Source organism: Actinomycetes bacterium (assembly GCA_024222295.1).
In the GTDB taxonomy this organism is placed as follows: Bacteria; Actinomycetota; Acidimicrobiia; order Acidimicrobiales; family Microtrichaceae; genus JAAEPF01.
Genome location: JAAEPF010000055.1, coordinates 1 through 26,226 on the forward strand (window position 1 = coordinate 1; position 26,226 = coordinate 26,226).

The window sequence follows — 26,226 nt, forward strand, 5'->3', positions numbered from 1 at the left end:
AGGGCCGCATGGTTGCCCCTTGTCGGTTTCGCCGTCATCGGGGTCGTCGTGTTCTACGTGTCGTTGCCCCTGGCAGTCGACACCGGCGGCATCTCGCTCGCCTACGTGCTGCTCTACACGGCGCCGATCTGGGTGATTCTCGCGGCGGCGGTCTTTCTCGGCGAGCGCCTCGCTCCGCCGTTGATCGTGGCGGCGGGCGTGTCGGTGTTGGGCGTGGTTGCTCTCGTCGCGTCTGCCGGCGGCACGGTGAACGTCACCGCGGTGTCGGTCACGTGGGGGCTCGTGTCGGGGCTCAGCTATTCGAGCTACTACATCCTCGGGCGGCGACTGTTCGACCGGTTGGGTGCAACGTTGGTGTACGCACTGGTGCTGCCGGCCGGTGGAATCGTGCTCGCAGCAGCGGTGGGCATCGCGATGCCCACTGCGGCGATGCTGGGATGGCTCGCCCTTCTCGGGTTCGGGTGCACATACCTGCCCTACCTGTTGTTCGGAATCGGCATCACCCGCACCGGGTCTGCACGCGCCGTCGTGGTGGCGATGATCGAGCCGGTGCTGGCGGCGGCCATCGGGGTGGCCTTCTACGGCGAGCAGCTCGGGCTGCTCGGCATGGCGGGTGCCCTCGCAGTGCTCGTCGCCGCCGCAACGGTGGGTATCCGGCGCGAGGCCGGGCCCGCCGAAGTGGTGCACCCCTGAGGGCGCGCATTCGGGGCACGGCCGGAGCCTGAGTACCCTCGACCCACTGTGATCACTGTTTCGGGCCTGTCGAAGTCACACGGCGGCCGGACGCTCTTCGAAGACGTCACCTTCCGGCTCATGCCCGGGCGTCGCGTCGCGCTCGTGGGCGGCAACGGTGTCGGCAAGACCACGATCCTCGAGATCATCGTGGGTGACCAGGATGCCGACGCGGGCGAGGTGCACGCGGCGCGTGGCACCCGGATCGGCTACCTGCCCCAGGAGTTGGCCGAGCAGGTCGACGGCACGGTGATCGAGGAGGTCATGCGCGCGGTCGCGCATGTGACCGAGCTGGAGGAACAGCTGACCCGATTGGCAGCCGACGTCGCACCGACGGCTCCCGGCGGTGACCAGGAGGACGCCGAGGCCTATGAACAGGCGCTCGCCGCGTACGGCGAAGCGCAGCATCGTTTCGAGACCTTGGGCGGCTACGGACTCGAGGCCGAGGCGAGGCGCGTGCTGGCGGGCCTCGGGTTCACCTCCGCGGACATGGACCGCGCGGTGCGCGATCTGTCGGGCGGCTGGCGGATGCGCGTGGCGCTGGCCCGCCTCATGCTGTCGGCGCCTGACCTCCTCGTGCTCGACGAGCCGACCAACCATCTCGTCGTGGAGTCCGTCGCTTGGCCCGCGCGTTACCTCGCTGATTGGCCGGGGGCGATCCTGTTCGTGTCCCACGACCGCGACTTCATCGATGCGGTGGCGGAGCGGGTCATAGAGGTGTCCAACGGCCATGCGCTCGAGTACGTGGGCGGTTTTGCCGAGTTCGTCGTTCAGCGCGAGGAGCGTCTGGCCGGACTGATGGCGGCCCAGGCCAGCCAGCAGGCCAAGGTGGCCGAGGTGGAGCGCTTCATCGAGCGGTTTCGCTACAAGGCGAGCAAGGCCCGCCAGGTGCAGAGCCGCGTGAAGATGCTCGACAAGCTGGATCGGATCCAGGTGCCGGATCGCGCCGAGCAGGCGGCCAACTTCGCGTTCCCCAAGCCGCAGCGCAGTTCACGGGTTGTCATCGAGGTCGATGACGCGACTGTGGGCTTCGATGGCCAGCCCGTGCTGTCCGGTGTGGACATGGTGGTGGAGCGCGGACGAAAGCTCGCCCTGATCGGGCCCAACGGTGCGGGCAAGACAACGCTGCTGCGCATGATCCTGGGCGAGCTGGCACCGGACGGTGGCACCGCCGGGCTCGGGGCCAACGTGGATGTCGCCCACTTCACCCAGCATCAGGTCGACAGCCTTCGATTCGACCGCACGGTGCTCGAGGAGTTGCGCGCAACGGTGGGGGAGCAACATGGCCGCAACCTGCGCACCGTGCTCGGTGGCTTCGGATTCTCAGGCGAAGCGGTCGACCGCAAGGTCGGGGATCTCTCCGGTGGCGAGCGCACGAGGTTGGCGCTTGCCCGCATCATGGTCGACCCCGTGAACCTGCTTGTGCTCGACGAGCCGACCAACCACCTCGACCTGCCGAGTTGCGACGTGCTCGAGGACGCCCTGATCGCGTACCCGGGCACGATCCTGCTGGTCACCCATGACCGCTACCTGATCCGCGAGGTCGCCGATGGCCTGGTCGTGGTCAAGCACGGCCGGGCGGTGATGCACGACGGAGTCGACGAGGAACTGCTCGCACCCAGCGGTACCACGGCTGCTGCTGCGCCGGCGACGGCCGGCGGACCCGCGGGCGGCTCGTCCGCTGGGAGCGGTGCTCGGCGGGAGAACCGTGCCGATGTGCGTCGTCGGGAGGCCCGGGCACGGGAGCGCTCGGCTGCTGAGACGCGCGAGGTGCGCAAGCGGGTCCAGCGCCTGGAGCGCCAGGTGACCAAGGCCGAGGCCGAGGTTGAGCGGCTCGGAACGGCCCTGGCCGACCCCGACATCTACGACGACCACCAGAAGGTGAGGGCGTTGTCCGACGAGCACGACGACGCGAAGGCGAAGTCCGAGGTTCTCATGGCCGAGTGGCTCGAGGCCCAGGAGGAACTCGAGTCGGCAGGCGGCTGAGCCGGTCGGTCAGGTCGGCTCGTCGCCGGTCAGGTCGATCTCGCGCAGGATTATCCGCGTCTGGGACTCCTCGACCCCACCTGAGTCACGCCACTGCATGAGCAGTCGGTCGAGGGTGGGTACGTCCGCGCATGCCAGCATGAGCACGTAGTCGTGTGAGCCGGTGACGTGCATGGCCGATTGCACCTCTGGCGCCGCGGCCAGCATGCGTTCGAATGGTCCGGGGTCGACCGAACGAGAGAGCCTGATCTCCGTGATCGCGCGCAGCCCCACACCGAGCGTCGCCAGGTCGATCTCCGCGCTGTAGCCGCGGATCACGCCCGAGGTCTCGAGACGCCTGACGCGATCGGCGGTCGCCGTGGCGCTCAACCCGATGCGCTCACCGAGATCGCGCCACGTGAGCCGCCCCTCGGAGCGGAGCTCACCGAGGATCACATGGTCGAGATCATCCATGGCCGGGGAATCCAGTGCGATGTCGATCATATGACTCACAATACCCTCTGAAACAAGGTCTCCACATCGGCATACTCGGCCATATGGAGATGTCGCATGTATTTCTGGGCCTGGCCACGGGGATTCCCGTGATGATCGTGGTCGGACCGGTCGCCCTTCTGCTCATCGAACAGGGCATGACCAAGGGTGTCCGCGCGGGTGCGCCGGCAGCGTTCGGAGTGTCCGCAGTCGATCTCGTGTTCGCGTCGGCTGCCGCCATGGCCGGCGCGGCCGCTGCAAGCGTGCTGGCTCCGGTGGAGCCGCTGATGCGCATCGCGGGCATCGGCGTGCTCGGGGTGCTGGCCTGGAGGCTGTGGCGTGACGCCGCGGCTGACCTGGCAAGGAAGGGCCCGCCCGCCGAAAGCGCCCAGGCCGAGCCTCCCGGGGCCCGTGCGCGTGTTGCGGGCGAGCGCGGTTCGGTATCGATGAAGGGTGGCGACCTGCCCACCGAGGCAGCGCTGCGCGGTCAACTGTCGATGGCAGCTCGGTTCTTCGTCGTCACGGCACTCAACCCGATCACGATCGTGGTGTTCACGTCCATCGTGCTCAGCGGTGCCGAAGGCGTGGGCACTCCGGGGTGGGTGCTCGGAATGGTCATGGCGTCGATGTCGGTCAGCTTCCTGTTCCTGGCCCTGGGTCAGGGGCTTGGGGCGGTGCTGAGTGAGCGGGCCACCATCCGTCTCCGGATGGCAGGCGCGGTGCTGATCGTGGCGATGGCCGGGTGGTTCGCGTTCGCCTGAGTCAGCCGACCTCAGCCGACCTTGTGGTCGCCGGACTCCGCCAGCTTCTTCGCCCACGGGTAGTCAGGCTTGCCCGAGGGTGAGCGCTGGATCTCGTCGACCTCGTGCAGCTCGCGGGGCACCTTGTAGCCGGCTACGTGGGTGCGGGCGTGTTCGCCGATCGAGTCGACGTCGGCAGACTCCCCCTCGCGCCACTGAACGATCGCAGCGACGCGCTGGCCCCAACGGTCGTCGGGCACGCCGACCACCAGGCAGTCGAACACAGCCGGGTGTGACTTCACGGCCTGCTCGACTTCCTCGGGGAAGATCTTCTCGCCACCGGAGTTGATCGACACGGTGCCGCGCCCGAGCATCACGATGTTGCCGTCGGCCCACTTGCCGAAGTCGCCGGCGATCGCGTACCGGTTGCCGTCGGCGGCCTCCACGAAGGTCTCGGCGGTCTTCTTCGGATCGTTGTAGTAGCCGAGCGGCAGGTTGCCCCGGCGGCCGAGGCGTCCGATGCGGTCGTCGCCCTCGGGGATCAGCGCGAGGTCGTCATCCAGGATGGCTACGTCGCGGCCGGGAGCCACGGTGGGCCCGCCGCCCTCGATCTTCGCCCCCTTGGCTGCGTAGGTGATGCCCTGGAAGCCCGACTCGGTGGAGCCGATGGAGTCCGTGATGATCAGGTTGGGGAAGTAGTCGAGGAAGCGGTCCTTCACCGACTGGCTGAACAGGGCTGCGGAGCTCGACAGTGAGATGAGGCTGTCGGTGTTCCAGCGCCCCGGGTTGGCGTCGAGCGCCTCGATCATCGGTCGGGCGATGGCGTCGCCGGTGATGATCATCGAGTTGAGACCGTCGTTGTGCACCGACTCCCACACGGTCTCGGCGTCGAACCTGCGCAGCAGCACGATCGTGGAGCCGATGAACCACTGGCTGAACGTGGCGATCTGCGCCGCGCCGTGCATCAGCGGCGGGATCACGCAGAACACGAGGCCCGACTCGCTTGCAGCGGCCTCCTCGGCCCTCGAGTACTCGGAGGCGACCTTCTCGTTGGTCAGGGCGTCGATGCCCTGACCGAGCGCGAAGAAGATGTCCTCGCTGCGCCACATGACGCCCTTGGGCATTCCCGTCGTCCCGCCGGTGTAGATGATGTAGATGTCGTCGCCGGAGCGTTCCGGGAAACCACGCTCGGGCGATCCCTCGGCGCATGCGTCCTCGAATGCCACCGAGCCGAGCTTGTCCAGCGACTCGGTCAGCTCGGGCGTGTCGGACCCGGGGTCCTCGATGTGCACGAAGGTCTTGAGCCTGGGCGACTCGTCGGACACCGCCGCCAGCCTGGGGGCGTACTCCTCGTCGAACACGCAGGCAACGCAGTCGGAGTTGTCGATCAGGTAGGCGAGCTCCGCCTCGACGTAGCGGTAGTTGATGTTGATCGGCACCGCCCGCACCTTCAGCGTGCCCAGCATCGCCGAGATCCACTGTTCGGAATTCATGGCGTAGATGCCGACGTGGTCGCCGGGGGACACGCCATGGTCGGCGAGCCAGTGGCCTATCCGGTTTGCGCGGGCGTCGAGTTCGGAGAACGACCACGCCGTGCCGTCGTAGATGAGGGCGGCGCGCTCGGGGACTGCGTCGGCCGTGTGCTCGAAGAGGTCAGCGAAGTTGTATGCCACGGGGACAAACTAGAACAGGTTGCAGTTCGCGTTCATCTCGTGCCGGCCGCCTCGGGCCCGAGGCGGATTCAGCTGCGGGGGGAGGTGCTGTCGCCGACGACGCCCGCCGCGGCGCGAATGTCGATCTCGGTTGGGGTGTCCTTGGGCGGCTTCTTCGACTTCGAACCGGACTTGGCTCTCGACTTGCCCGCTCCCTTCGACTTGGCCGCTTCGGCCTTGGAGGCGCTCTTTACCTTCGAGCCGTCGCCTTTCGAGCGATCGCCCTTTGAGCCGTTGCCTTTCGAGCGGTTGCCTTTCGAGCCATCTCCTTTCGAGCGATTGCCCTTTGAGCCATTGCCCTTCGAGCCGTTGCCCTTGGATCCGCCAGCCTTCGTGCCGGCCTTCTTGCCGCTCGAACGCTTCGCCTTCCTGGCCGCCTTGGACGTTGCCGTGACCGGTGCGGCGGTCTTCGTGACTGTCGGGTCCTTCTGCTCGGCCAGCGCCAGGATCTCCTCGAACGCGGGATCGACCGCAGCTGCCACGTCCCATACGTCGGGCACGAGGTCGCGGTCGGCCATGAAGCCGATGTCGATGTGGTCGCGGTAGGACAGCACGGTGATGTTGAGCCCGGCCCCGTCCATGATCGGCCCCATCGGGTAGGCGGCCACCAGTTCCGCTCCCGCCAGGTAGAGCGGGAACGGCGGACCGGGCACGTTGGAGATCACCAGGTTCTGCACCGGCGCGATCGAGTCCGCCAGGTGCATCGAGCCGTACAGCCTCGAGGCGAGTCCGAACGTGCGTGGCGCCGACCACTCGGCCCAGTCGGTGAGCGTGCGGGCTCCGACCATGTCGTGGTCCTGTTTGGCGCCATGTGTGGATTCCGCGATCGCGGCCAGCCTCTCGGCCGGGTCGTCGATGTTGGTCGGCAGGCCGGCGAACATCGCGGAGACCTTGTTGCCCAGCGCGCCTCGTTCGTCATCCACGCGAACCGACACGGGGCATGTTGCGACCAGTGGTTCGTCCGGCAGCTCTCCGCGTGCTGTCAGGTAGTTGCGCAACGTGCCGGCGCACACCGCCAGGATGACGTCGTTCATCTTCACGCCGAGCGCGTCCTTGACCGCCTTGGCCTGGTCCAGGGGCAGCCGAGCGAACGACACGGTGCGGTGTGGTCCGATCGTGTGGTTCCAGGGCGCACGCGGCGCCCCGAGCGGCACGGCACCGTGGTTGGCCTCCGGGTCGCGGGCTGCGGTGATCAGCTCCGAGATGCCGCTGATAGTGCGCTTGGCCAACCCGAACGAGTCGCCGAGCCTGCGGATCTTCGAGATGGCGGCGTATGTGAGCAGCTCCTGGTCGGTCGGGATGTGCTCGGGCTCGACTTCTGGGACCGGCTCGATGTCGTCGCGGCCGTCGGGGGAGAGGTCGTAGAGCTCGGTCATGATCTCGGCGCCGGATGCTCCGTCGATCGCTGCGTGGTGCACCTTGACCACGAAGCCGACCCTGTCCTGCTTCAGGCCCTCGATGACCCAGGCCTCCCACAGGGGGCGGTTGCGGTCGAGGGGGATCGAGGCGATCTGGGCCGCGACCTCGCCCAGCTCCCGTCGACCGCCAGGTGAGGGGCATCCGATGCGGCGAACGTGGTAGTCGAGATTGAAGTTGGGGTCCTCGACCCAGACGGGGTGGTGGAACTGGAACGGCACCTGCACGAGCCGCCGCCGGAACGGGGGCACGAGGTGCAGCCGCTGGCGGATGTGTTCCTTGATCGCGCCGAAGCTGTAGCCGCCCTGCATTGTGGACACGTCGTAGATGCCCGTCATGGCGACGTGCATGTGCGCCTCGTGGGTCTCCAGGTACAAGAAGGCGGCGTCCATGCCTGTGAGGCGTTCCATGAGGCCATTGTCGCCCATGTCGGTGGGGTCGCGTCCAGCGGAACCCGCACGGCGGGGTCGCGGGCCCCGACGCAGGCGGATTGTCGGCAACTGCGCGTTCGGCCAGACTTCCGGCGATGCCCGAATCGAAGCTCGACCCACTGTGGACCCCGTCTGCGGAGCGCACCGCCGCGACGGCGATGGACAGGTTCCGCCGGTCCGCCGCGGCCGAACTCCGCCACGACCTGGATGACCCCGCGTCGCTGCACCGGTGGTCGGTCGAGTCACCGGAGGAGTTCTGGGGCCGTCTGTTCGATGGCCTGGTGTCCTCGGTCCAGCGCCGCGGACCGGCATTGACGGTGGGTGGGAGCGGCGCGTTCGCGACCTCATGGTTTCCCGAGGAGCGCCTGAACGTGGCCCGCCTGATCCTCGAGGGTGCGGCCGGTGCTTCGGTGGTCGACCCCGACTCGGTGATGCTGGTGTCGCTCGATGAGCGGGGCCGGCGCCGCGAGCTCAGCCGTGCCGAGGCGACCGCAGAAGTGGGCGCGATCGCGGCAGCGCTGCGAGCCGAGGGCGTCGGACCGGGAGACAGGGTGGCCGTGTGGCTTCCCAACACCGACGTGGCGATGCTGGTCATGCTCGCAGCGGCCTCGATCGGCGCCGTGTTCAGCTCCACGTCTCCCGACTTCGGCGTCGACGGGGTGCTCGACCGGTTCACCCAGATCGAGCCGACCGTGCTGGTTGCCGCCGACGGCTACACGTACGGCGCCAAGCACTTCGACCGCCGGCCGCAGCTGGCCGAGATCATGGCAGGCCTGCCCAGCCTGAGGCGTACGGTCGTGCTCGGCTTCCTCGACCCGGCACCGGACCTGTCCGCGCTCCAGGAGTTCGGCACTCCGGTCGACTTCGGTGCATGGGTGGCACCCCACGAGGGCACAGCCCCCGAGTTTGCCGATCTGCCCTTTGACCACCCGTGGTACGTGCTCTTCAGTTCCGGCACCACGGGCGTGCCGAAGTGCATCGTGCACCGCACCGGTGGGGTGTTGTTGCAGCACCTCAAGGAGCACCAACTGCACAGCGACATCGGCCCTGGCGACCGCGTCTGCTACTTCACGACCTGTGGCTGGATGATGTGGAACTGGCTCGCTTCGGTGCCTGCCTCCGGCGCGACAGCGGTCCTGTTCGAGGGCAACCCGTTCCATCCCGGCCCCGCCCGGCTGTGGGAGCTGGCCGAGTCGGAGGCACTCACCTTCCTCGGCGTGTCGGCCAAGTACATCGACGCAGTGGCCAAGGCCGGCTATGTGCCCGCCGAGGCCGTCGACCTCTCCGCGCTGCGCACCATCGCGTCTACCGGGTCGCCCCTGTCGCCGGAAATGTTCGCATGGATCTACGACGCAGTCGCTCCAGGCTGCGCGGATGGAGGACTCCACCTGGCTTCGATCTCCGGAGGAACCGACCTGTGTGGGTGCTTCGTGGGCGGTGACCCGACCCGGCCCGTCTACCCCGGTGAGATCCAGGCTCCCGCGCTCGGCATGGCGGTCGACGTGTGGGACGTCGACGGCAAGCCGGTCCCGCCGGGGGAGCGGGGCGAACTCGTCTGCACCGCGCCGTTTCCCTCCACTCCGCTGGGCTTCTGGGGCGACGGCCCGCTGGGGGAGCTCGGTCCGCGGTACCGCTCGGCCTACTTCGAGCGGTTCCCGGATGTGTGGGCCCACGGTGACTTTGCCTCGTGGACCGACCACGGGGGCATGGTCATCCACGGCCGCTCGGACACCACGCTGAACCCGGGCGGTGTGCGTATCGGAACCGCGGAGATCTATCGCCAGGTAGAGCAGGTGCCAGAGGTGCTGGAGTCCCTGGTGTTCGGCAAGGAGGTTGACGGCGACGTGGAGATCTCGTTGTTGGTGCGTCTGGTGGAGGGGGCCGAGTTGGGCGACGAGATGGTCGCCGACATCAAGACCCGCATCCGCACCGGATGCACGCCGCGGCACGTGCCTGCGTTGGTGCTGGCGGTGGAGGATCTGCCGCGAACGCGTTCGGGGAAGCTGGCGGAGCTGGCAGTGTCGGACAGGGTCAACGGTCGGGATGTCCGCAACACCTCCGCCCTCGCCAACCCGGAGTCCCTCGACGCCATCGCGCCGCTCTTCGACTGAGCCCGTCCGGCCAGTCCGGAGCTCGGTGGTTTCGTTGGTGCTGAATCACGCTCAGCGTGATTCAGCACCAACGAAACGCCTCGAGGATCAGCCCGGGCGGTCGGCCCGCCGTGGATCGGTCACTTCTCGATCCTCTGGTGCTCCACCACGAGGGTGAACGCCATGATGGCGACCACGGCGATGAGCAGGACCACGGCGTCGATCGAACTGCCGAACACGAGAAGCGCGGCGATCGCCACTGCGCTGAGGACCCGCTCGCGTGCAACGGCCCGGAATGTTCGCCACACTGCCGCGGAGATTCCGAGGGCGAACAACGCCAGCCCGCCCAGCAACATCATCCTGAAGCTCGCCGGCACCGGGTCGCTCGGGTGCAGTGCCATCTCCTCGAGTGCGGCGGCCGACACGATGATGCCCGCCACGATCGGAGCGTGCGCCCAGGTGTAGACGTCGCGCACCCAGCGGCCACGCGCGTTGTCGCCCTCCAGTTCGTCGCCGTAGTGCTCGAGGGCCGGACTCGGCCGGTCGAAATAGCCCCACCACAACATGCAGGCGAACACGCCGGATGCGATCAGTGCGGCCAGGGTTGGGCCCGGCAGGCCCTCGCCGGCCTGGAGGTTCGCGAGCACCGGCAACCCGATGGCCACGATCACCTCGCCCAGGGCGATGATCACGATCAGTCCGTGGCGTTCGGCCATGTGGCCGACGCGTACGAGCCACTGGCCCCGGCCGGCAAGGACCATCGCACCGAGCACGATCAGCGCCGCGACCAGCCAGAGCGTGAGCCGGGCGTTGCCGTCGAAGGTGGAGCCCACGACCAGTACGACGATCGCGGCGACGTTGGGCAGTATCCAGGCCACCGCGGAGGAGCGATGCTCTGCGGTCATCCCGGTCACGAGGGACTGGATGGCAAAGCCGAGGCACATGATCGCTGCGAGCGAGACTGCGAACACCGTGCCGCTGTCGCCCAGCGCATCGGAGGTTGCGGCGGCCATCGGCACGCTGGCGACCGTGGCCGCCAGGAAGATGAGTCTGACCCGGCGTCCGTTGCCGGACACGGCATTGGCCGCCCAGGTGAGCTGCTGCCAAGGCAGCCACAGCAGCGCGAACACAAGCGCCGCCTCGCCCACACCGCTCCATGTCGGGTCGTTGATGAGCGTGGAAACGATCTGTGAGAACGCGAACACGTAGGCGAGGTCGAAGAACAGCTCGACTGGATCTGCCGTGAAGTCCTCGGTTCGCTCGGGGAGGATGATGCCCTTCATGGCCCGCACCCTACGTAGGTCGGCCGTGTGGCGCAGCACAGTTCCTGGACCACCGGCGTCGCGAGGCGGCAGCAATGAAGTAGACAGCTCCCTGGCACGAAAGGCGAGGTAAGCCATGCCGAAGCTGAAGCGCAAGGCATACGAGAAGGAACTGGAGAGGCTCGAGGTCGAGCTGGTGAAGCTCCAGGAGTGGATCAAGGCCGAGGGCCTGAGGATCGTGGTCGTGTTCGAGGGACGCGACTCCGCCGGCAAGGGCGGCACGATCAAGCGGATCACCAACCGCACCAGCCCAAGGGTGTTCCGCACGGTCGCACTCCCGGCACCGACGGAGCGCGAGAAGACGGAGTTCTACCTTCAGCGCTACATGGCACACATGCCGGCGGCGGGGGAGATGGTCCTGTTCGACCGGAGTTGGTACAACCGTCTCGGCGTCGAGCGGGTGATGGGCTTCTGCACCGATGAGGAGTACGAGAGGTTCCTCACCATCTGCCCCGGCTTCGAGCACGCCATGGTGGACGACGGCATCATCCTCATCAAGTACTGGCTCCACATCAACGACGAGGAACAGGAGCGCCGGTTCCGTAGCCGCATCGACGATCCCCGCAAGGTCTGGAAGCTGTCGCCGATGGACGTGGCGTCCTGGGACAAGTGGGTGGACTACTCGAAGGCGCGCGACAACATGCTGCGCCACACCGACACGGAGTGGGCGCCATGGCATGTGGTCGATGCCAACACCAAGCGCAACGCACGGCTCAACGTGATCCGCCACCTGCTCGACCAGATTCCCTATGAAGACCTGACCGGCCCTCCGGTCGAGTTGCCACCAAGGTCCCGCGACAGCGACTACGAGCTACCCGCCGACGTCGAGTTCAACTTCATCCCCGACCACTACTCCTGACTGTTCGCACCCGCGAGTGGTGCTCCGGTGGGTGGCGTCAGGATCGGTGTCGGCGGAGGGCCTTGTCGGCCTCGGCGATCACCGACGACGCCAGCGTGAGGCCGATCACAGCGAGCCACTGCATGCCGGTGAGGGTCGTCGTGTCGAGCCACCGCTGCAGCAGCGGCAGCTCGACGGCCAGCCAGGTGAGAGCAGCGGAGATGCCGAGCCACCCGACGTAGGGCCAGAACGGCCCCGTCCACACCGGTGTGGGATCACGCCGCTGCACCAGGGCCAGCGGCACTCCGGCGAGCGCTGCAACGGCGAACGCCATCGTCATCGCGATCGAGGGGGCGTCGACCTTCGGCTCGTCGGGACCCCACACGAGCGGCACCACACACGCAAGGGCGGTCACCAGGCCGATCGCAAACCACCGCAACCCGGTGTGGCGGTTGAAGATGAGCGCCGTCGGGTCGCGGGGCAACTGGTCCATCAATGACGGATCCTCCACGTCGGTCATGATCGCCAGCACCGCCCACACCGCCACGATCAGGCTGATGTACAGCAGCATCCCGGGCGTGAGGGCGACACCACTGTTGATGTTGAACGCAGTGGCTATGAGCATCAGCAACAGCACACCGAAGAGGCCGGTGAGCTGGTAGCGCAGGTAGGTCGAGATCTTCTCGTAGATGTCACGGCCCAGCCGCACGGCCTTCACCAGTGTCGAGAAGTTGTCGTCGGTGAGGATCATGCGCGCGGCCTGCTTCGTGACCTCGCTTCCGCTTCCCATGGCCACGCCGATGTCGGCCTTCTTGAGTGCCGCGGCGTCGTTGACTGCATCTCCGGTCATGGCGACCACTTCGCCGCTCTCCTGCATGCTCGCCACGAGCCGGAGCTTGTCCCTCGGGGCCACGCGCCCGAACACGTGCAGGTGCGGCACGGCTGCGGTCAGCTCTGCGTCGGTCATCTTCTGGAACTCGGGGCCGGTGGTGACTCCCTCGCCGAGGCCCAGGTCGGCCGCTATTGCCTGGGCAGTCACGGCGTGGTCGCCGGTGATCATGCGGACCTCAATGCCCGCACGATGCGCGACCTCGACTGCGTGCTTGGCCGATGGGCGCAGCGGATCGATGATGCCCACGAGCGACACGAACACGAGGTCGGCGACCAGGTCCATCGGATCGACGTCGCCCGTGGTCGGATCGTGTTCGAACTTCCGCACAGCGAACGACAGCACCCGCAGCCCCTTCTCGGAAAGCTCCTGATTGGCTGCCAGGAGCTCGTCGCGGACCTGCTCGATCGGCACGATCTCATCGCGCCACAACACCTCGGAGCACCGTGCGAGCACCACATCGGGTGCACCCTTGACCAGTTCCAGCACGGAATCACCCTCCTCCAGCGGGTTCTCGTGGAAGGTGGCCATGAACTTGTAGGCAGAGTCGAACGGCACCTCCGCGATGCGCGGATGCTCCCGCCTGGTGATCTCTGCGTCCACTCCCGCCTTGGCGGCCAGCACCACCAGCGCCGCCTCGGTCGGGTCACCGATCACCTCGCCGGCGTCGGACACCGTTGCGTCACTGCACAGGCACAGGCCGAGCCCGAGGTTCTCGAAATCGTGGGCCTCGTCGCCGGCCGCAGCCAGGATCGCCCCCGACTTCTCATAGCCGCCTCCCTCGATGCTGTACCAGCGGCCATCGGTGAGCATCCGCCTGGCGGTCATCTGGTTGAGCGTAAGTGTGCCGGTCTTGTCGCTGTTGATGGCGGAGGTGGATCCGAGAGTCTCCACATCGGTGAGGTTCTTGACCACGGCCTTGGACTCGGCGAGCCGTCGCGCGCCGGAGGACAGCATCAACTGCACGAAGGTGGGCATGCCGCTCGGGATCGCCGAAATGGCGACCACGATCGCGAGCAGGATCAGGTCCTCCAGTTCCAGGCCCCTGAACAGGCCGATGATCACGATCACGGCGACGGCACCCCATGCCACGAGGCCTATCCACTTGGTGAGGTTGTTCAGTTCCGTCTGCAGCGGTGAGAGACCGACTTCGACGTCGGACAGCATCCCGGCGATGTGGCCCATCTCGGTGTCGGCACCGGTGCCCGTCACGATGATCGTGGCGGTGCCACGGCTGATGGCCGTGTTCTGGAACAGCATGTTGGTGCGGTCACCCAGGGCGACGTCTGCCGACAGCGTCTCCACGTCCTTGGCCACGGGAGCGCTCTCGCCGGTCAGCGCCGCCTCCTGCACCTCGAGGGTGGCCGACGCGATGATCCGGCCATCCGCGGGCACCAGGTCGCCGGCCTCCACGTTCACGATGTCGCCGGGAACGAGGTCCCGCGCAGGCACCTCGACAAGTGATCCGCCGCGAAGCACGCGGGCGCTTGGCACCTGCATGTCCTCCAGGGCGTTCACGGTGGCCTTCGCCTTGAGCTCCTGGTTGGCCGCCATGACCACGTTGAGGGTCACGAGTACCGCCACGAGTATCCCGGTGGACACCTGGCCGATGAGGATGCTGGCAACGGCAACCGCGACCAGCATCATGTTCATCGGGTCGCGCAGTGCCTTGAGCACCACCTCCCAGAAGCTGGGTGGTGGCTGCTTGGGGATCTCGTTGGGGCCGACCCGGCCGAGGCGCAGGGCGGCCTCCTGCTTGGTCAATCCCTGGCCCGGATCGACAGCCTGGTTGGCGGCGACGGTTGTCGTGTCGAGTGTGTGGGGCGACATGTCGTGGCCCGCGGCCGGCTGGGGCTGGGGCGGTTCGGTGTCAACGCTCATGGCATTCCCTCGGGTGTCAGAGGACGGTGTGTTCCTTGTGGCAGCAGCGAGTCTCTCACTTGGCGGGGCCGCGTACCCTTCGTTCCATGCGCATTGCATTCGGAACCGACGAGATGACGACGACGAGCGAGGCTTCGGTTGCCTGGCTGCGCGACAACGGCCACGTGGTGGATGTGCTTGACGGCACCCCGGAGTGGCCCGAGGTGGGGCGGGCGGTCGGTCAGGCCGTGGCCGGGGGTTCGGCGGACTTCGGCGTTGTTTGTTGCTGGACAGGCACCGGCGTGTCGATTGCTGCCAACAAGGTGCCGGGAGTGCGCGCAGCGCTGTGCACGGACGCCGATACCGCTGCCGGGTCCCGCCGCTGGAACGATGCGAACGTGCTCGCCATCGGCCTGCGACTCACCTCGCCGACGGTTGCGACGGAGATGCTGGAGACGTTCCTGGCTTCGGATCCCGACCCGTCGGAGTTCGACGCGGTCGGTCGTGTCGAGGCCGGCTAGCCGGCCTCGACCATGCCCAGCGCAGAGGTCCAGAATTCCTGTGCGCGGGGCACATCGCTGACCCGCAGCACCGCATGGTTGAGACGCTTGACTTTCATCGCAGCATCCAACCGGGCGGTCCAGGGCATCATTCCCTGATGGCCACTGCGGCTACGACGAGGCCGATGCCGGCCAGCTCGGCTGCGCTCGGGGCCTGTGCGAGCACCACCGCGCCGATGACGGTCGCCGCGGCTGGCAGGATCGCGAGCAGCACGGCGAACTGGTGGGTGCTCACGCGCCTCAGCACGATCTGGTCGAGGCCGTAGGGCACCGCGTTGGACAGCACGCCGACCGCCAGTGCGCTGGCCAGCCACCACCAGTTGTCCAACGCGGCCGACGACCACTCCCACAGCAGGGGGGCCAGGACCACCGTGCCGATGGCGGTCCCGACCGCCAGTCCGTCCACACCGTCGCCGTTGCGGGCCACTCGGGCGCCCAGGGGTATGTACAGCGCCCAACAGGCCGCTGCGGCCAGTGCGAAGAGCACGCCGACCGCCGAGCCCGAGAACTGGATTCCGGCCAGCAGCATCACGCCGGCAGCGCCGAGAGTGAGCGACACCCAGGCACGCCGGGTGCGCGCACCGATGGCCCCCACGGTGATCGGGCCGATGAACTCGATCGCAACCGCGGTGCCGAGCGGAAGTTCGCCGATCGACATGTAGAACAGCGTGTTCATCGCCGCCAGCGCGATGCCGAACAGCGCCGAGTCGATGAGGCGCCGCCCGGTCCAACTGCGTCGCCATGGCCGCCGGACCGCAAGCAGGATCAGTGATGCCCCGACCAGTCGCCACCACGCCACGCCACCGGGCTCGATGTGGTCGAAGAGGCTGACCGCCAGCGAGGCGCCCAGGTACAGCGACGTGGCGGAGACCAGGAACAGCGGAACCGGGCCGACCCGGTCGAGGGGACCGTGGTCAGCCGTCGTGACCCTCCCAGTACGGGTCGCGCAGTTTGCGCTTGAACAGCTTGCCCGACGGGTCGCGCGGCATTTGCTCGGTCAGGTCGATCGAGCGCGGGTGCTTGAATTTCGCCAGCGACTCGGCGAGCGCTTCCATGATCCCGGAGCGCAGTTCGTCCCGCGCAGCGTCGCTGCCCAGGACCGACAACTCGCGTGGCTGCACGACGGCCTTGATCTCCTGGCCCCACTCCTCGTTGGGGATGCCGAACACGGCGGCGTCGCCAACTGTCGGGATCGCCAGGAGCGCAGCCTCGATCTCGGCGGGGTAGACGTTGACCCCGCCGGACAGGATCAGGTCACTGCGTCGGTCCTTGAGGAACAGGTAGCCGTCGTCGTCGAGCAGGCCCCAGTCACCCACGGTGAAGAACCCGTCCACACGGTTGGACTCGGTCTTGTCCCTGTCGCCCTTGTACTCGAAGTCGGCGAGGGCGAGGCTCATGTACACGGTTCCTTCCTCGCCGGTGGGCACGTCGTTGTGGTCGTCGTCGAGCACGCGGATCTCTGCTCCCGGCCATGGCAACCCCACCGAACCCGGCTTCTTCGTCCACTCTGCAGCCGAGATCGAGGTGCCGCCCCCCTCGGTCGCGGCGTAGTACTCCCAGATCGCGTCGCCCCACCAGTCGATCATCTGGCGCTTCACGTCTGCGGGGCAGGGTGCAGCCGCATGAACCATCGCCCGCAGGCTCGAGACGTCGTAGCGCCCCCGATTCTCCGCAGGGATCGATCCCAGGATTCGGTGGAACTGGGCGGGAACCATGTGTGACCACGTCACCGCGTGTTCGTCGACGAGTTCCATGAATCGTTCCGAGTCCCAGCGGTCCATGAGGATGGCGGGGTGACCCATGTGCAAGGCGCTGCCGAACCACATGAGGGGAGCCGTGTGGTACAGCGGCGAGCCGCAGATGTGCACGTTGCCGTCCTCGGGCACTATCCCGAACATGCCCTGCAGGCCCGTCATCATCTCGGCCATGTCGTTGGGGTCGATCTCGAACATCGCCCGGCGCACACCCTTGGGCCGGCCTGTGGTGCCAGAGGTGTAGTGGGTGGCCTGCCCGGCGGTGCGGCCCTGCGGTGCATCGGTCGGTTGGCCTTCGGTCAGCTCAGTCCACGACCTGAACCCGTCGATGTCGCCGACGGCGAACCATCGGTCGTCTGCGAGCGATGATTCCTTGCGTGCAACGTCGACCGGGTCGGCGAAGCGCTCATGCACGACTGCCACCTTCGCCTCTGTGTCGTCGACGATGTAGGCGATCTCGGGGCCGACGAGGTGGTGGTTGATCGGGGTGATGCGGACCCCGGCCTGCATTGCTGCGAGGTAGACCTCGACCATGGGGATGTCGTTGGGCTGTACGACCACGACCGAGTCGCCGGCCTCCACACCCTGGGTGCGCAGCCCGTGCACGAGCTGGTTGGAGCGGGCCAGCAATTCGCCGCGGGTCATGCTGCGGCCGTCGTGCATGATCAGCGCGGTGGTATCCGGTTCGCGCTCGGCGAGTCGCCAGAATCCGTAGTCACCCATTGTCTGAACCCCCCGGGTTCGGTCCCTGATCGCCCGGTCACGATACTGCGATCCGGCGCGGCAACAGTCCGGTGGCCTGACCTCGCGCTACCGTGGCGCGCCGGTGGAGGCAGGAACAGAGAGTGACCTGAGGCGCCTCGGGCGCAATGCGGCCTGGACCAGTGCCGGCTCTGCGGTCGCGCTGGCGCTGCTGTGGGCCGTGTTCGTGGAGGCCGGATGGGGCCAGTCGGTGGACGACATGGTGCTCGAATCGCGTCGGGTGACGGACCTGACCGCAATCGCGCGCAACGCCTCGAGCCTCGGCCTGATCACCAACAGCTCGCTGGCCCTCGGTTGCCTGGCGCTGCTGGTGGTGGCTGCGGCTTGTGTGGTGGGTGCAGCAACGGTGACCACCGAGGTTCTCAAGAAGCTCGTGATCGACCGCCCGGCGTTGATCCACGAGAGTGCCGGGATATCCGGGAACTCGTTTCCGTCGGGCCACACCACCATCTCGACGGCCTTGGCGCTCGCGGTGCTCCTGGTCGTGCCCGTCCGATGGCGCAAGGTGGCTGGTGTGGTCGGCGCGTTGTGGATCACCTTCCAGGCGACGGGAGTCGTTGCGACAGGGTGGCACCGCCCGAGCGATGCCGTTGCCGGCTACGCCGTGTCCCTCGGTTGGGCGGCGTTCGCCGTGGCCGCGCTGGCCCGGCTCGGCCGCGCGGACAGGGCAACCGAGGGGGACGAGGACCCGAGGAGCGCATGGGCGCTGATCCTGTTCGCACTCCTCATGGTCGGGCTCGTGACCTCGGTCCTTGTCGGTGGCGCGAGCCCGTTCAACCTCGGCGGACTCAGTTTCGTGCTCGCTTCGGCGCTGATCGACGCGCTTGGCATCGGAATCGTGGTCGGCTTCCTGTGGTTGGTGCGCGGCTGGTCGCTCGGACGCCCGCCGGCGTCCGGGACCGGCCAATCGGCCCGGTCCGTCGGTTTCCGCCACCAAGGCGATAGAAAATGGAGTCAGGAGTAGCGCACCTGCCTCCCCGCCGGTGCGGACAAGGAGTCGTCATGTCCCGCACGTACCGCACGCTCGCAGTGCTCTTCGCAACCCTGGCCCTGCTGGGTGCCGCATGCACCAGTGACAGCGAGTCCGACGGCGGAGATGGAGGTGACGGCGGTTCCGGTGCGGTGTCCTCTGTGGAGGACGCCAAGGGCGCGGTGGTGCAGATCGAAGCGGCGGGCGAGTTCCGTGACCCCGAGGTCGGTGTCGTTTCGGGAGGTGGCACCGGATCGGGGTTCATCATCGACCCGTCGGGGATCATCGTCACCAACAACCACGTGGTCACCGGAGCCGGTTCGCTCAAGGTGCACGTGGGCGGCGAGAAGACCGATATCGCCGCCGAGGTGCTGGGCGTGTCGGAGTGCAACGACCTGGCGGTCATCAAGCTGGACGACGAGGGCCCCTGGCCATACCTGCAGATCTCCGACACGGCACCCGAGCCTCCTCTCGACGTGTACGCGCTCGGCTTCCCGCTGGGTGATCCCGAGTACACCGCCACCAAGGGAGTTGTTTCGAAGGCCAGCGCGGACGGCGAGTCCAGCTGGGCCTCGGTCGCGAGCGTGATCGAGCACGACGCCAACATCCAGCCCGGCAACTCGGGTGGGCCGCTGGTGGACGACAACGGCATGGTCGTCGGCGTCAACTACTCGAGCTTCTCCAACGCCGAGACCACCACCCAACAGTTCTACGCGATCAACGCCGATCTGGCCGGCGACGTGGTCGAGACGCTCAAGGAGGGAGACGAGCTCTCCATCGGAGTGAACGGCACCGCGGTCCTCGACGAGGAGAGCGGAATCGCGGGCGTGTGGGTCAACGCAGTCGACGCAGGTGGCCCCGCCAAGAAGGCCGGTGTGCAGCCCGGTGACATCATCACCAACCTCAACGGTGTGGCGCTCGCCAGCGGCACCATGGAGGAGTACTGCGACGTGCTTCGCTCCTCATCGGAAGGGGACGTGGTCTCGATGCGGGTGCTGCGCTTCGACACCGAGGAGATCCTCGAGGGCGAGATCAACGGCGAGGAGCTCACCACGGCCCAGTCCTTCGCCGCCGAACTCGGTGACCAGGTCCAGAACACCGGCGGCAGCGATGTGCTCCCCGCCGATGCCTTCGTCGAGATCGTGGACGACACCGACCGAATCGCCACGAGGATCCCTGGTGAGTGGGAGATCAGCACCTCCCCCCAGGACCTGCTGGAGCTTGGAACCGCCCAGCCGACGGTGGTCGCGGCTCCTTCCATAGACGCCTTCAACGGCAACGCCGGACCGGGTGTCCAGATCATCGCCGTGGACGGGGTCACACCCGACGTGGCAACGCTGACGGGTGCACTGGATGCCCTCGTCGAGGGATCGGGTTGTGCTGAGCAGAACCGGGAGGACTACGAGGACTCCGTGCTCTCCGGGCCTGCTGCGGTTCTCGACTGCGGTGGTGGCGTGGTCGGCGTCGCCCTGGTGGCCGCCACCAACCAGAACCCGGATGCTGCCGTGGTGTTCGCCGGCCAGGCCAGCACAGACGGCGACCTCGACGTGCTGGACACGGCCCTGGCTGCCTTGGTCGTGCGCTGAACAGGGGTGTTCAGCGGCCAAGCAGGCGCTCGAACGCCCCCGGCACGTCCGACGGTCCCGCCAGGGTCGTCCACCGAACCCTCAGCGAGTTGGCCAGCGCCTCGGCATCGGCTGAGTCGCCCTCGGGGGCGATCACCACGAGCTCGTCGATACCGGCGGCATGGGGGAGCGGATCGCCCCCGGTGGTGGCCCTGCAGTCGGACAGCAGCACAGCCACGCGCCGCCCCGCAGTGGAACGCCCCAACTGACGGGCCGCGGTTCGCAAGGCCAGGCCGACGTCGGTGATGCCGAATCCCCTCAGGGTCAGCACGTCTGACACGACCTCTTCCACGGCGCGTGTCTCGTCCTGTGCCTTGACCACGATGGACCGGTCGCTGAAGCACACCACTGAGCAGTCCTGTGGCGCTCTGTAGGCGACCGATGCCGCAGCCACTGCGGCAGCGGCGAGCCGGTCGCCGGCCATCGAGCCCGACCGGTCGACCAGCAGGCAAACAGCGGTCGCCGGCCGGTCCCATGTGGTGACCCGCAGGTCGTTCGGGTCGGCTGCAGCACCGAAGCGCGCTGCTGCGAGCGCGTCCATCGACCGGTCGAGGTCGAGGTCCCCCTCGTTGGCCACAAGAGGTGCCGAGCGCAGCCGACCGATTCCGCGACGGGGCGATCCGGCGCGGGCGAACGTGACCATGATCCGCGCCGCTAGCTGTCGGGCCAGGTCGGCGAGCCGCCGGTCGGTGGCCCCGACAAGGTCAGCCAGCATCGCGAGTGCTTCGTCGGGGTCCTCGTCGAAGGCTTCGTCGAATGCGTCCTCGTCGAGAATGCCCACCTCGGGGCTCACCTCCTCGAAGCTCTCGTGGCGCGACAGCTCGCGCCGCGAGGCTGTGCGTCGACCGGCCTCGGCCACTGCATCACGGGCGGCTTCGGCCTCTTCCAGCTCGTCGTCGGCGGCCATGCCGGGCCCGCCAGCAGGCGGGGTCAGGCTTTTCCCGGATCCTCCGGCGGGCCGTTCCCGGCCTCCGCGGGGGCGAAGTGAAGCTGCCACAACTCCTCGACGATCTCCTCCGCTGAGCGGTTGCACCCCTCGCGGATCCGCAGCCGCCCCGACAGGGCCAGGAGTGCCGCATCCAGGGTCACCGTCGCGTCATCGGCCGTGGAGCCGCGCAGTGTCGCGAGCTCGGTGCTCAACAGTGCGTGGTCGATGGCGCCGCGTACCGAGGATCCCGTGCGCACGTCGGGGTGCTCGCGGCTGTCGCGCACCATCGCAACGGTCGCAGCGAGTTGGGCATCGGCCACGGGCGAGCCGGCGGGCAGGGCCGAGGCGACGATCTCGCGCTCCTCGTCGCCTGACTGGTAGTCCATCGCCAGGCGGCAGCACCTGTCGTACACGGCAGAGGCGATGCGGGCGGTGCCCACTGCGTCGAACGGGTTCATCGCGGCAACCAGCCGGAACCCCGGCGCCGCGCAGACGCGGCCGAGGCGCGGCACGTGCAGTTCGCCCTCGCTCATCACCGTGATGAGCACGTTGAGGGTCTCCTCGGGCACCCGGTTGATCTCCTCGACATACAGCAGCGAACCGTCGCGCAGCGCCGAGATGAGGGGGCCGTCGACGAACACATCGGGCACGTATCCCTCGCTGAGGACCGCCGCCGGGTCGAATGTGCCGACCAGCCGGGCAGGCGTGAGCTCGGCGTTTCCCTCAACGAATTCGAAGCCGATGCGTGCTTCAGCTGCGATCGCACGCAGCACTGTCGACTTGCCGGTGCCCGGCGGCCCTTCGAGCAGTAGGTGGCGGCCTGCCGCCAGCGCGGCGACCACGGACTCCAGTTCGCGGCGCCGCCCCACGACTTCTGTCGTGAGGCGGCTCAGCAGTTCCGGCCCGAAGGCCGGTTCGGTTGGATCTACCGGGTCGGGAGCGGCAGCGTCAGAACTCGAGGACGCCACGGATGTTCTTGCCGTCTCGCAGGTCCTGGTAGCCCTGGTTGACATCGTCGAGCTTGTAGCGGTTGGTGATCAGCTCATCGAGCTTGAGCACTCCCTCGCGGTACATCGAGAGCAGCTGGGGGATGTCGGCGCGGGGGTTGCCGGAGCCGAACACGGTGCCCTTGATGGACTTGTTCATCATGGCGAGCATGAACAGGTTGAGCGACACGTCGCTCTCCATCATCCCGGCAAGTGCGGTGATGACGAGCGTGCCGCCCTTGGACACGAGGTTCATCGCCGGCTCGACCATCTCGCCCGTGACCACGCCGGGCGTGAGGATGGCGGAGTCGCACATGTCGCCCCAGGTGAGGTCGGGCACGGCGATGAGGGCCTCGTCGATCGAGGAGTACGTGTGGGTGGCGCCCATCTCCATTGCCTTCTCGCGCTTGAACTCCACCGGGTCGATGGCGATGACACGCTTGGCACCGGAGATTGCCGCGCCCTGAACCGCGTTGATGCCGACGCCGCCGATTCCGATCACCGCCACGTTGTCGCCGGGCTTCACCTCGGCTCTGTGCACGGCGGAGCCGACGCCGGTGGCGACGCCGCAGCTCACGAGTGCCACGACCTCGAGGGGCAGGTCGGGCTCCACCTTCACAACGGAGGTCTCCGACAGCAGCAGGTTCTCCGAGAAAGTGCCGAGCTGCGCGAAGCGGGCGGCCTCGTGCTCGCCGATCTTGTGGGAGCTCGAGCCCTCGGTGCGGGTCATCATCTGCAGGTCGAACAGCTTGGCGCCCTCGTCGCAGATGTTCTGCTGGCCGGTCGAGCACCACTTGCAGCGGCCACATGCAGGGATGAACGACATCGACACGTGATCGCCGGGAGCGACCGCGGTGACACCCTCGCCGACCTGCTTCACGATGCCGGATCCCTCGTGGCCACCGATGAACGGCCAGAAGGGCACCGGCATGTCTCCGGTGACGACGTGCTCGTCCGAGTGGCACATGCCGGCATAGGCGGTGTCGATCAGGACCTCGCCCGGGCCCGGATCGTCGATCGTCATGTCCTCGACCTTCCAGTCCTGCTGGTGGCCCCACAGGACGGCTGCTCGGGTCTTGGTCGGCATGGATTCCCCCTTGGAACTGCTGGCCGCACGGCGTGCGGTCGCCCAAGTTCTACAACACCTGTCGAGGTCGATGTAAGCCGGCTGGTGTGGCGTGGGTCTCAGGCCGCGGTCGGGCCTTGTCGTTCAGCCGGAGACGGCGGAGGGCTCCCGGGCTGCCTTGCGCAGGGCGTCGTTGGCGTCAGCGGGCAGGTCGCCCAGCGGTTCGCGGATCTCGGCGACAGTGGGGCCGATCTTCGCGGCCAGGGGCGCCAGGGCGTCGAGGTCGAACCCGTAGAGCTCGGCTGCGTTGACCGCGACGAGCTTGTGCACCTCACCCGGGTCCATGTCGTGCATCATCGCCCGCAGCCCTTGCCGGCTGAACGGCGCCGTGCCCTCGTCGTGGGGGTAGTCGGATCCCCACATCCAGCGGCCTTCGCCGAGCACCTTGCGCGCCTCGAGGTCGGCCGGGCCGGGCATGGACACACCGAGCCAGACATTCTGCGCGACGTAGTCCGAAGCCGAGCGCGGCAGTACCGCTTCCGGCGGGAAGCGCAGCTCACCCGTGGCGCCGGTGCTGCGGATCGTCTCGAGTGTCGCGTCGAGGCGCTCGAGCATCGGCGGCAGCCATTCGGCGCCCGACTCGGTCATCACGAACTTCAGGTTCGGATGCCGTTCGAACACGCCTGAGAGCAGCAAGTGTGCGAACGGTCGCTGGGCGTAGAACTGCACTTCGGTGAGGTACAGAACCATCGAGTGGGGGTAGCGGCCGTAGTTGGGCAGGCCGGTGCCACCGTGCACGTTCACCGGCAGACCGAGCTCTTCGAGCTCCGACCACAGCGGTTCATAGCAAGGGTCGTGCAGCGGCTTGACCCACGTGCAGTCCGGCGGGACGTTGGGCAGCAGCACGCCGCCGCGCAGGCCGGCCTCTGCGATCCAGCGGGCGTCCTCGATTGCGTCGTCGACGTCGTTGCAGAAGATCTGCCCGATCCCGGCGCGCTGGTCCGGGTAGCGGGCACACCAGTCGACCATCCAGCGGTTGTGGGCCTGGACCCCGGCGCGGCGCTGGTCGTAGTCCTCGGGCTTTGGCGGTCCGGCGAACAGCACGAAGCTCGGGAAGAACGGCGGCACCGTATTTGGGAACACCACCTCGCCGACCACCCCATCGGCCTCCTGTTGGCGGATTCGCAGTTCGTCATCCCAGTTGCGGAGCTTGCGTTCGTCGCCCAGGTCCGAGAACGGATTCCTGTAGTCGCCTCGCCAGTCATCGAAGGCCTGGCGCCACTCGGGGTCGAGGTACTCGCGGTACTGCTCGTGGTTGCCGCCGGCATGGCAGTCGGCAGAGATCAGTGTGTAGTGGTCCTCTGGTGCGCTTGGCGCGGATGACATGGCAAGTTCCCCCGGGTGAGTCAGGCCACAGCATCGCAGTTCGGGCGATGGCGCGCCCAGCGGGCCTGTCGCCGTAGGATCGTGGACATGAACCTGCACAACACCGCCGCGGTCGACCGCGACCCCACTGCCGCCATTGGTGACGACACCGCGACCGGCAAGGCCGACGAAGAGCGCACCGTCGAAGACGAGTCCATGGTGACCGAGGAACTCCTGGTCGAAGAGGTCTCGATCGACGGCATGTGCGGGGTCTACTGAGCTCCGATTCGACCGCCGTGGACCTCGACGCCCCGTACCGCCTCGACTCACAGGTGAGCCTGCGGCCCGAGGACTTCGGGGCGCTCGCCTACCACTTCGGCAACCGCAAGCTCAGCTTCGTGAAGCACCCCGACCTGCTGCGCGTGCTCGAACTGCTCGACAGCGAGTCGACGCTCGCCGAAGCACTCGTAGCAGCCGGGGTCGACGAGAGCCGCTGGCCGTCGTTCGTTGCCGCACTGGAAACGCTCGAAGCGTCGGAGATGGTACGTGTCCGCACCACCTGAGCTGATTGTGGCGCAGCCGCCCACTGCCACCCGACCGCTGGTGGAGCACTTCAAGGAAGGCCTCGCCGCGCCGATCTGCCTCACGTGGGAGCTCACGTGGGCATGCAACCTGGCCTGCGTGCACTGCCTCAGCTCGTCGGGTCGGCGTGACCCACGCGAGCTCAGCACCGAGGAGTGCTTCGCGGTCATCGACGAGCTGCAGGCACTGAAGGTGTTCTACGTGAACCTCGGTGGCGGTGAGCCCATGCTGCGCCCCGACTTCCTGGACATCCTCGACTACGCGGTCGCCCACGATGTCGGAGTGAAGTTCTCCACGAACGGCACGTACATCGATGGCGAGGCTGCCCGGCGTTTCGCCGAGATGGACTACCTCGACATCCAGGTCTCGATCGACGGGGCAGATGCCGTCGTCAACGATTCGGTTCGGGGCGAGGGCTCGTTCGCAGCAGCGCTCGACGCGATGGGCCGGCTCGCCGGGGCGGACTTCGGGCCATTCAAGGTGAGCATCGTGGCGACCCGCCACAACATCGACCAGCTGGACGCCTTCAAGGCGATAGCGGATGACCACGGCGCGCAACTCCGCGTCACCAGATTGCGTCCGTCGGGTCGCGGAGCCGACTCGTGGGACGAGCTGCATCCCACCCAGGCCCAACAACGCCAGCTCTACCACTGGCTGCTGGACCGACCCGACGTGCTCACCGGAGACTCCTTCTTCCACCTGTCGGCGCTCGGTGAATCGCTGCCGGGGCTCAACCTCTGCGGCGCCGGGCGGGTGGTGTGCCTGATCGACCCGGTCGGCGACGTGTACGCCTGTCCGTTCGTGATCCACGACGAGTTCCTCGCCGGCAACGTACGCGACGAGGGCGGATTCACGAAGGTCTGGCGCAGCAGCGACTTGTTCACCACACTTCGCGAGCCCGACAACCCCGGCGCCTGTGTGAGCTGCGGCAGCTACGACGCCTGCCAGGGAGGCTGCATGGCCTCCAAGTTCTTCGTCGGACTCGACCTCGACGACCCTGACCCCGAGTGCGTGCACGGTGCCGCGGACGAGAAGCTGGCCTCGCTCGCGTCGGGCTCCGGCGGTGCACCGCGCAGCGGCCAGGACCATTCGCGTCCGGGCGTTGCGGTGCCCACACCGGTCCGTCGTCGCTGATGGGCCG

At 67.7% G+C, this 26,226-nt stretch carries 22 protein-coding genes and 1 pseudogene; 11 read left to right on the plus strand and 12 right to left on the minus strand.

Annotation, left to right across the window (positions count from 1 at the left end; all coding sequences use genetic code 11):
• On the plus strand, positions 1-693 hold a 693-nt coding region (locus tag GY812_15620), incomplete at its 5' end, for a DMT family transporter (GenBank protein ID MCP4436909.1).
• Positions 694-741: 48 nt separating this feature from the next.
• Positions 742-2,718: an ABC-F family ATP-binding cassette domain-containing protein gene (locus GY812_15625; GenBank protein MCP4436910.1), complete on the plus strand. Its 1,977-nt coding sequence runs from the start codon at positions 742-744 to the stop codon at positions 2,716-2,718.
• A 9-nt stretch (positions 2,719-2,727) separates the two neighbouring features.
• Here GY812_15625 and GY812_15630 read toward each other — a convergent pair whose 3' ends face one another.
• Positions 2,728-3,201: an Lrp/AsnC family transcriptional regulator gene (locus GY812_15630; GenBank protein MCP4436911.1), complete on the minus strand. Its 474-nt coding sequence runs from the start codon at positions 3,199-3,201 to the stop codon at positions 2,728-2,730.
• Between the two features lie 53 nt (positions 3,202-3,254).
• Between GY812_15630 and GY812_15635 the strand changes: the two genes are divergently transcribed.
• Positions 3,255-3,950 (plus strand): LysE family transporter, encoded by a 696-nt coding sequence (locus tag GY812_15635; GenBank protein ID MCP4436912.1) that lies wholly within the window; start codon positions 3,255-3,257, stop codon positions 3,948-3,950.
• A gap of 11 nt (positions 3,951-3,961) precedes the next feature.
• On the opposite strand, the pseudogene GY812_15640 reads toward GY812_15635, so the two are convergent.
• Positions 3,962-5,620: pseudogene (locus tag GY812_15640) on the minus strand (acyl-CoA synthetase).
• Between the two features lie 50 nt (positions 5,621-5,670).
• Positions 5,671-7,467 carry a wax ester/triacylglycerol synthase family O-acyltransferase gene (locus GY812_15645; protein MCP4436913.1) on the minus strand — a complete coding sequence of 599 codons (1,797 nt, stop codon included), beginning with the start codon at positions 7,465-7,467 and terminating at the stop codon, positions 5,671-5,673.
• 116 nt (positions 7,468-7,583) lie between these two features.
• Here GY812_15645 and GY812_15650 point away from each other — a divergent pair, with 116 nt between their 5' ends.
• Positions 7,584-9,599: an acetoacetate--CoA ligase gene (locus GY812_15650; protein MCP4436914.1), complete on the plus strand. Its 2,016-nt coding sequence runs from the start codon at positions 7,584-7,586 to the stop codon at positions 9,597-9,599.
• Positions 9,600-9,718: 119 nt separating this feature from the next.
• On the opposite strand, the gene GY812_15655 is transcribed toward GY812_15650, so the two are convergent.
• Positions 9,719-10,861 carry a low temperature requirement protein A gene (locus GY812_15655; protein MCP4436915.1) on the minus strand — a complete coding sequence of 381 codons (1,143 nt, stop codon included), beginning with the start codon at positions 10,859-10,861 and terminating at the stop codon, positions 9,719-9,721.
• A gap of 115 nt (positions 10,862-10,976) precedes the next feature.
• On the opposite strand from GY812_15655, the gene ppk2 reads away from it, so the two are divergent.
• Positions 10,977-11,759 carry a polyphosphate kinase 2 gene (ppk2, locus tag GY812_15660; GenBank protein ID MCP4436916.1) on the plus strand — a complete coding sequence of 261 codons (783 nt, stop codon included), beginning with the start codon at positions 10,977-10,979 and terminating at the stop codon, positions 11,757-11,759.
• A 37-nt stretch (positions 11,760-11,796) separates the two neighbouring features.
• Here the strand turns inward: ppk2 and GY812_15665 are convergent, their stop codons facing one another.
• On the minus strand, positions 11,797-14,508 hold the full coding sequence (locus GY812_15665) for a cation-translocating P-type ATPase (protein MCP4436917.1): 2,712 nt from the start codon (positions 14,506-14,508) through the stop codon (positions 11,797-11,799).
• Positions 14,509-14,594: 86 nt separating this feature from the next.
• On the opposite strand from GY812_15665, the gene GY812_15670 reads away from it, so the two are divergent.
• Entirely contained in the window at positions 14,595-15,008 is a 414-nt protein-coding gene (locus tag GY812_15670; GenBank protein ID MCP4436918.1) for an RpiB/LacA/LacB family sugar-phosphate isomerase, read from the plus strand.
• Here the strand turns inward: GY812_15670 and GY812_15675 are convergent.
• The 3 genes from GY812_15675 to GY812_15685 are packed head-to-tail and all read right to left on the minus strand — an operon-like array spanning position 15,005 to position 17,524.
• Positions 15,005-15,106: a VOC family protein gene (locus tag GY812_15675; GenBank protein ID MCP4436919.1), complete on the minus strand. Its 102-nt coding sequence runs from the start codon at positions 15,104-15,106 to the stop codon at positions 15,005-15,007. The two genes, GY812_15670 and GY812_15675, sit on opposite strands and share 4 nt — an antisense overlap.
• Positions 15,107-15,135: 29 nt before the next feature.
• Positions 15,136-15,903 carry an EamA family transporter gene (locus GY812_15680; protein ID MCP4436920.1) on the minus strand — a complete coding sequence of 256 codons (768 nt, stop codon included), beginning with the start codon at positions 15,901-15,903 and terminating at the stop codon, positions 15,136-15,138.
• A 58-nt stretch (positions 15,904-15,961) separates the two neighbouring features.
• A complete protein-coding gene (locus GY812_15685) occupies positions 15,962-17,524 on the minus strand; it encodes an AMP-binding protein (GenBank protein MCP4436921.1) in 1,563 nt (520 codons plus the stop codon).
• A gap of 103 nt (positions 17,525-17,627) precedes the next feature.
• Here GY812_15685 and GY812_15690 point away from each other — a divergent pair, with 103 nt between their 5' ends.
• Entirely contained in the window at positions 17,628-18,527 is a 900-nt protein-coding gene (locus GY812_15690) for a phosphatase PAP2 family protein (GenBank protein MCP4436922.1), read from the plus strand.
• 38 nt (positions 18,528-18,565) lie between these two features.
• A complete protein-coding gene (locus GY812_15695) occupies positions 18,566-20,119 on the plus strand; it encodes a serine protease (protein ID MCP4436923.1) in 1,554 nt (517 codons plus the stop codon).
• Between the two features lie 10 nt (positions 20,120-20,129).
• On the opposite strand, the gene GY812_15700 is transcribed toward GY812_15695, so the two are convergent.
• The 4 genes from GY812_15700 to GY812_15715 all read right to left on the minus strand — a co-directional run bounded on the left by GY812_15700 (position 20,130) and on the right by GY812_15715 (position 24,524).
• On the minus strand, positions 20,130-21,065 hold the full coding sequence (locus GY812_15700; GenBank protein ID MCP4436924.1) for a VWA domain-containing protein: 936 nt from the start codon (positions 21,063-21,065) through the stop codon (positions 20,130-20,132).
• 23 nt (positions 21,066-21,088) lie between these two features.
• Positions 21,089-22,099, minus strand: a complete 1,011-nt coding sequence (locus tag GY812_15705) for a MoxR family ATPase (protein ID MCP4436925.1) — start codon at positions 22,097-22,099, stop codon at positions 21,089-21,091.
• On the minus strand, positions 22,035-23,159 hold the full coding sequence (locus GY812_15710) for an NDMA-dependent alcohol dehydrogenase (GenBank protein MCP4436926.1): 1,125 nt from the start codon (positions 23,157-23,159) through the stop codon (positions 22,035-22,037). The genes GY812_15705 and GY812_15710 overlap by 65 nt, the downstream gene beginning before the upstream one ends.
• Positions 23,160-23,282: 123 nt before the next feature.
• The gene (locus tag GY812_15715) at positions 23,283-24,524 is read right to left on the minus strand and encodes an amidohydrolase (GenBank protein MCP4436927.1); all 1,242 of its coding nucleotides are present in this window, start codon (positions 24,522-24,524) and stop codon (positions 23,283-23,285) included.
• A gap of 87 nt (positions 24,525-24,611) precedes the next feature.
• On the opposite strand from GY812_15715, the gene mftA reads away from it, so the two are divergent.
• Genes mftA through mftC form a run of 3 tightly spaced genes read left to right on the plus strand, consistent with a single transcriptional unit; the run spans position 24,612 to position 26,219 of the window.
• The gene (gene mftA, locus GY812_15720) at positions 24,612-24,782 is read left to right on the plus strand and encodes a mycofactocin precursor (GenBank protein MCP4436928.1); all 171 of its coding nucleotides are present in this window, start codon (positions 24,612-24,614) and stop codon (positions 24,780-24,782) included.
• A gap of 17 nt (positions 24,783-24,799) precedes the next feature.
• Positions 24,800-25,066 carry a mycofactocin biosynthesis chaperone MftB gene (mftB, locus tag GY812_15725; GenBank protein ID MCP4436929.1) on the plus strand — a complete coding sequence of 89 codons (267 nt, stop codon included), beginning with the start codon at positions 24,800-24,802 and terminating at the stop codon, positions 25,064-25,066.
• Between the two features lie 7 nt (positions 25,067-25,073).
• Positions 25,074-26,219, plus strand: coding sequence for a mycofactocin radical SAM maturase (gene mftC, locus GY812_15730; GenBank protein ID MCP4436930.1), 1,146 nt, complete (start codon positions 25,074-25,076; stop codon positions 26,217-26,219).
• The last annotated feature ends 7 nt before the right edge of the window (positions 26,220-26,226 follow it).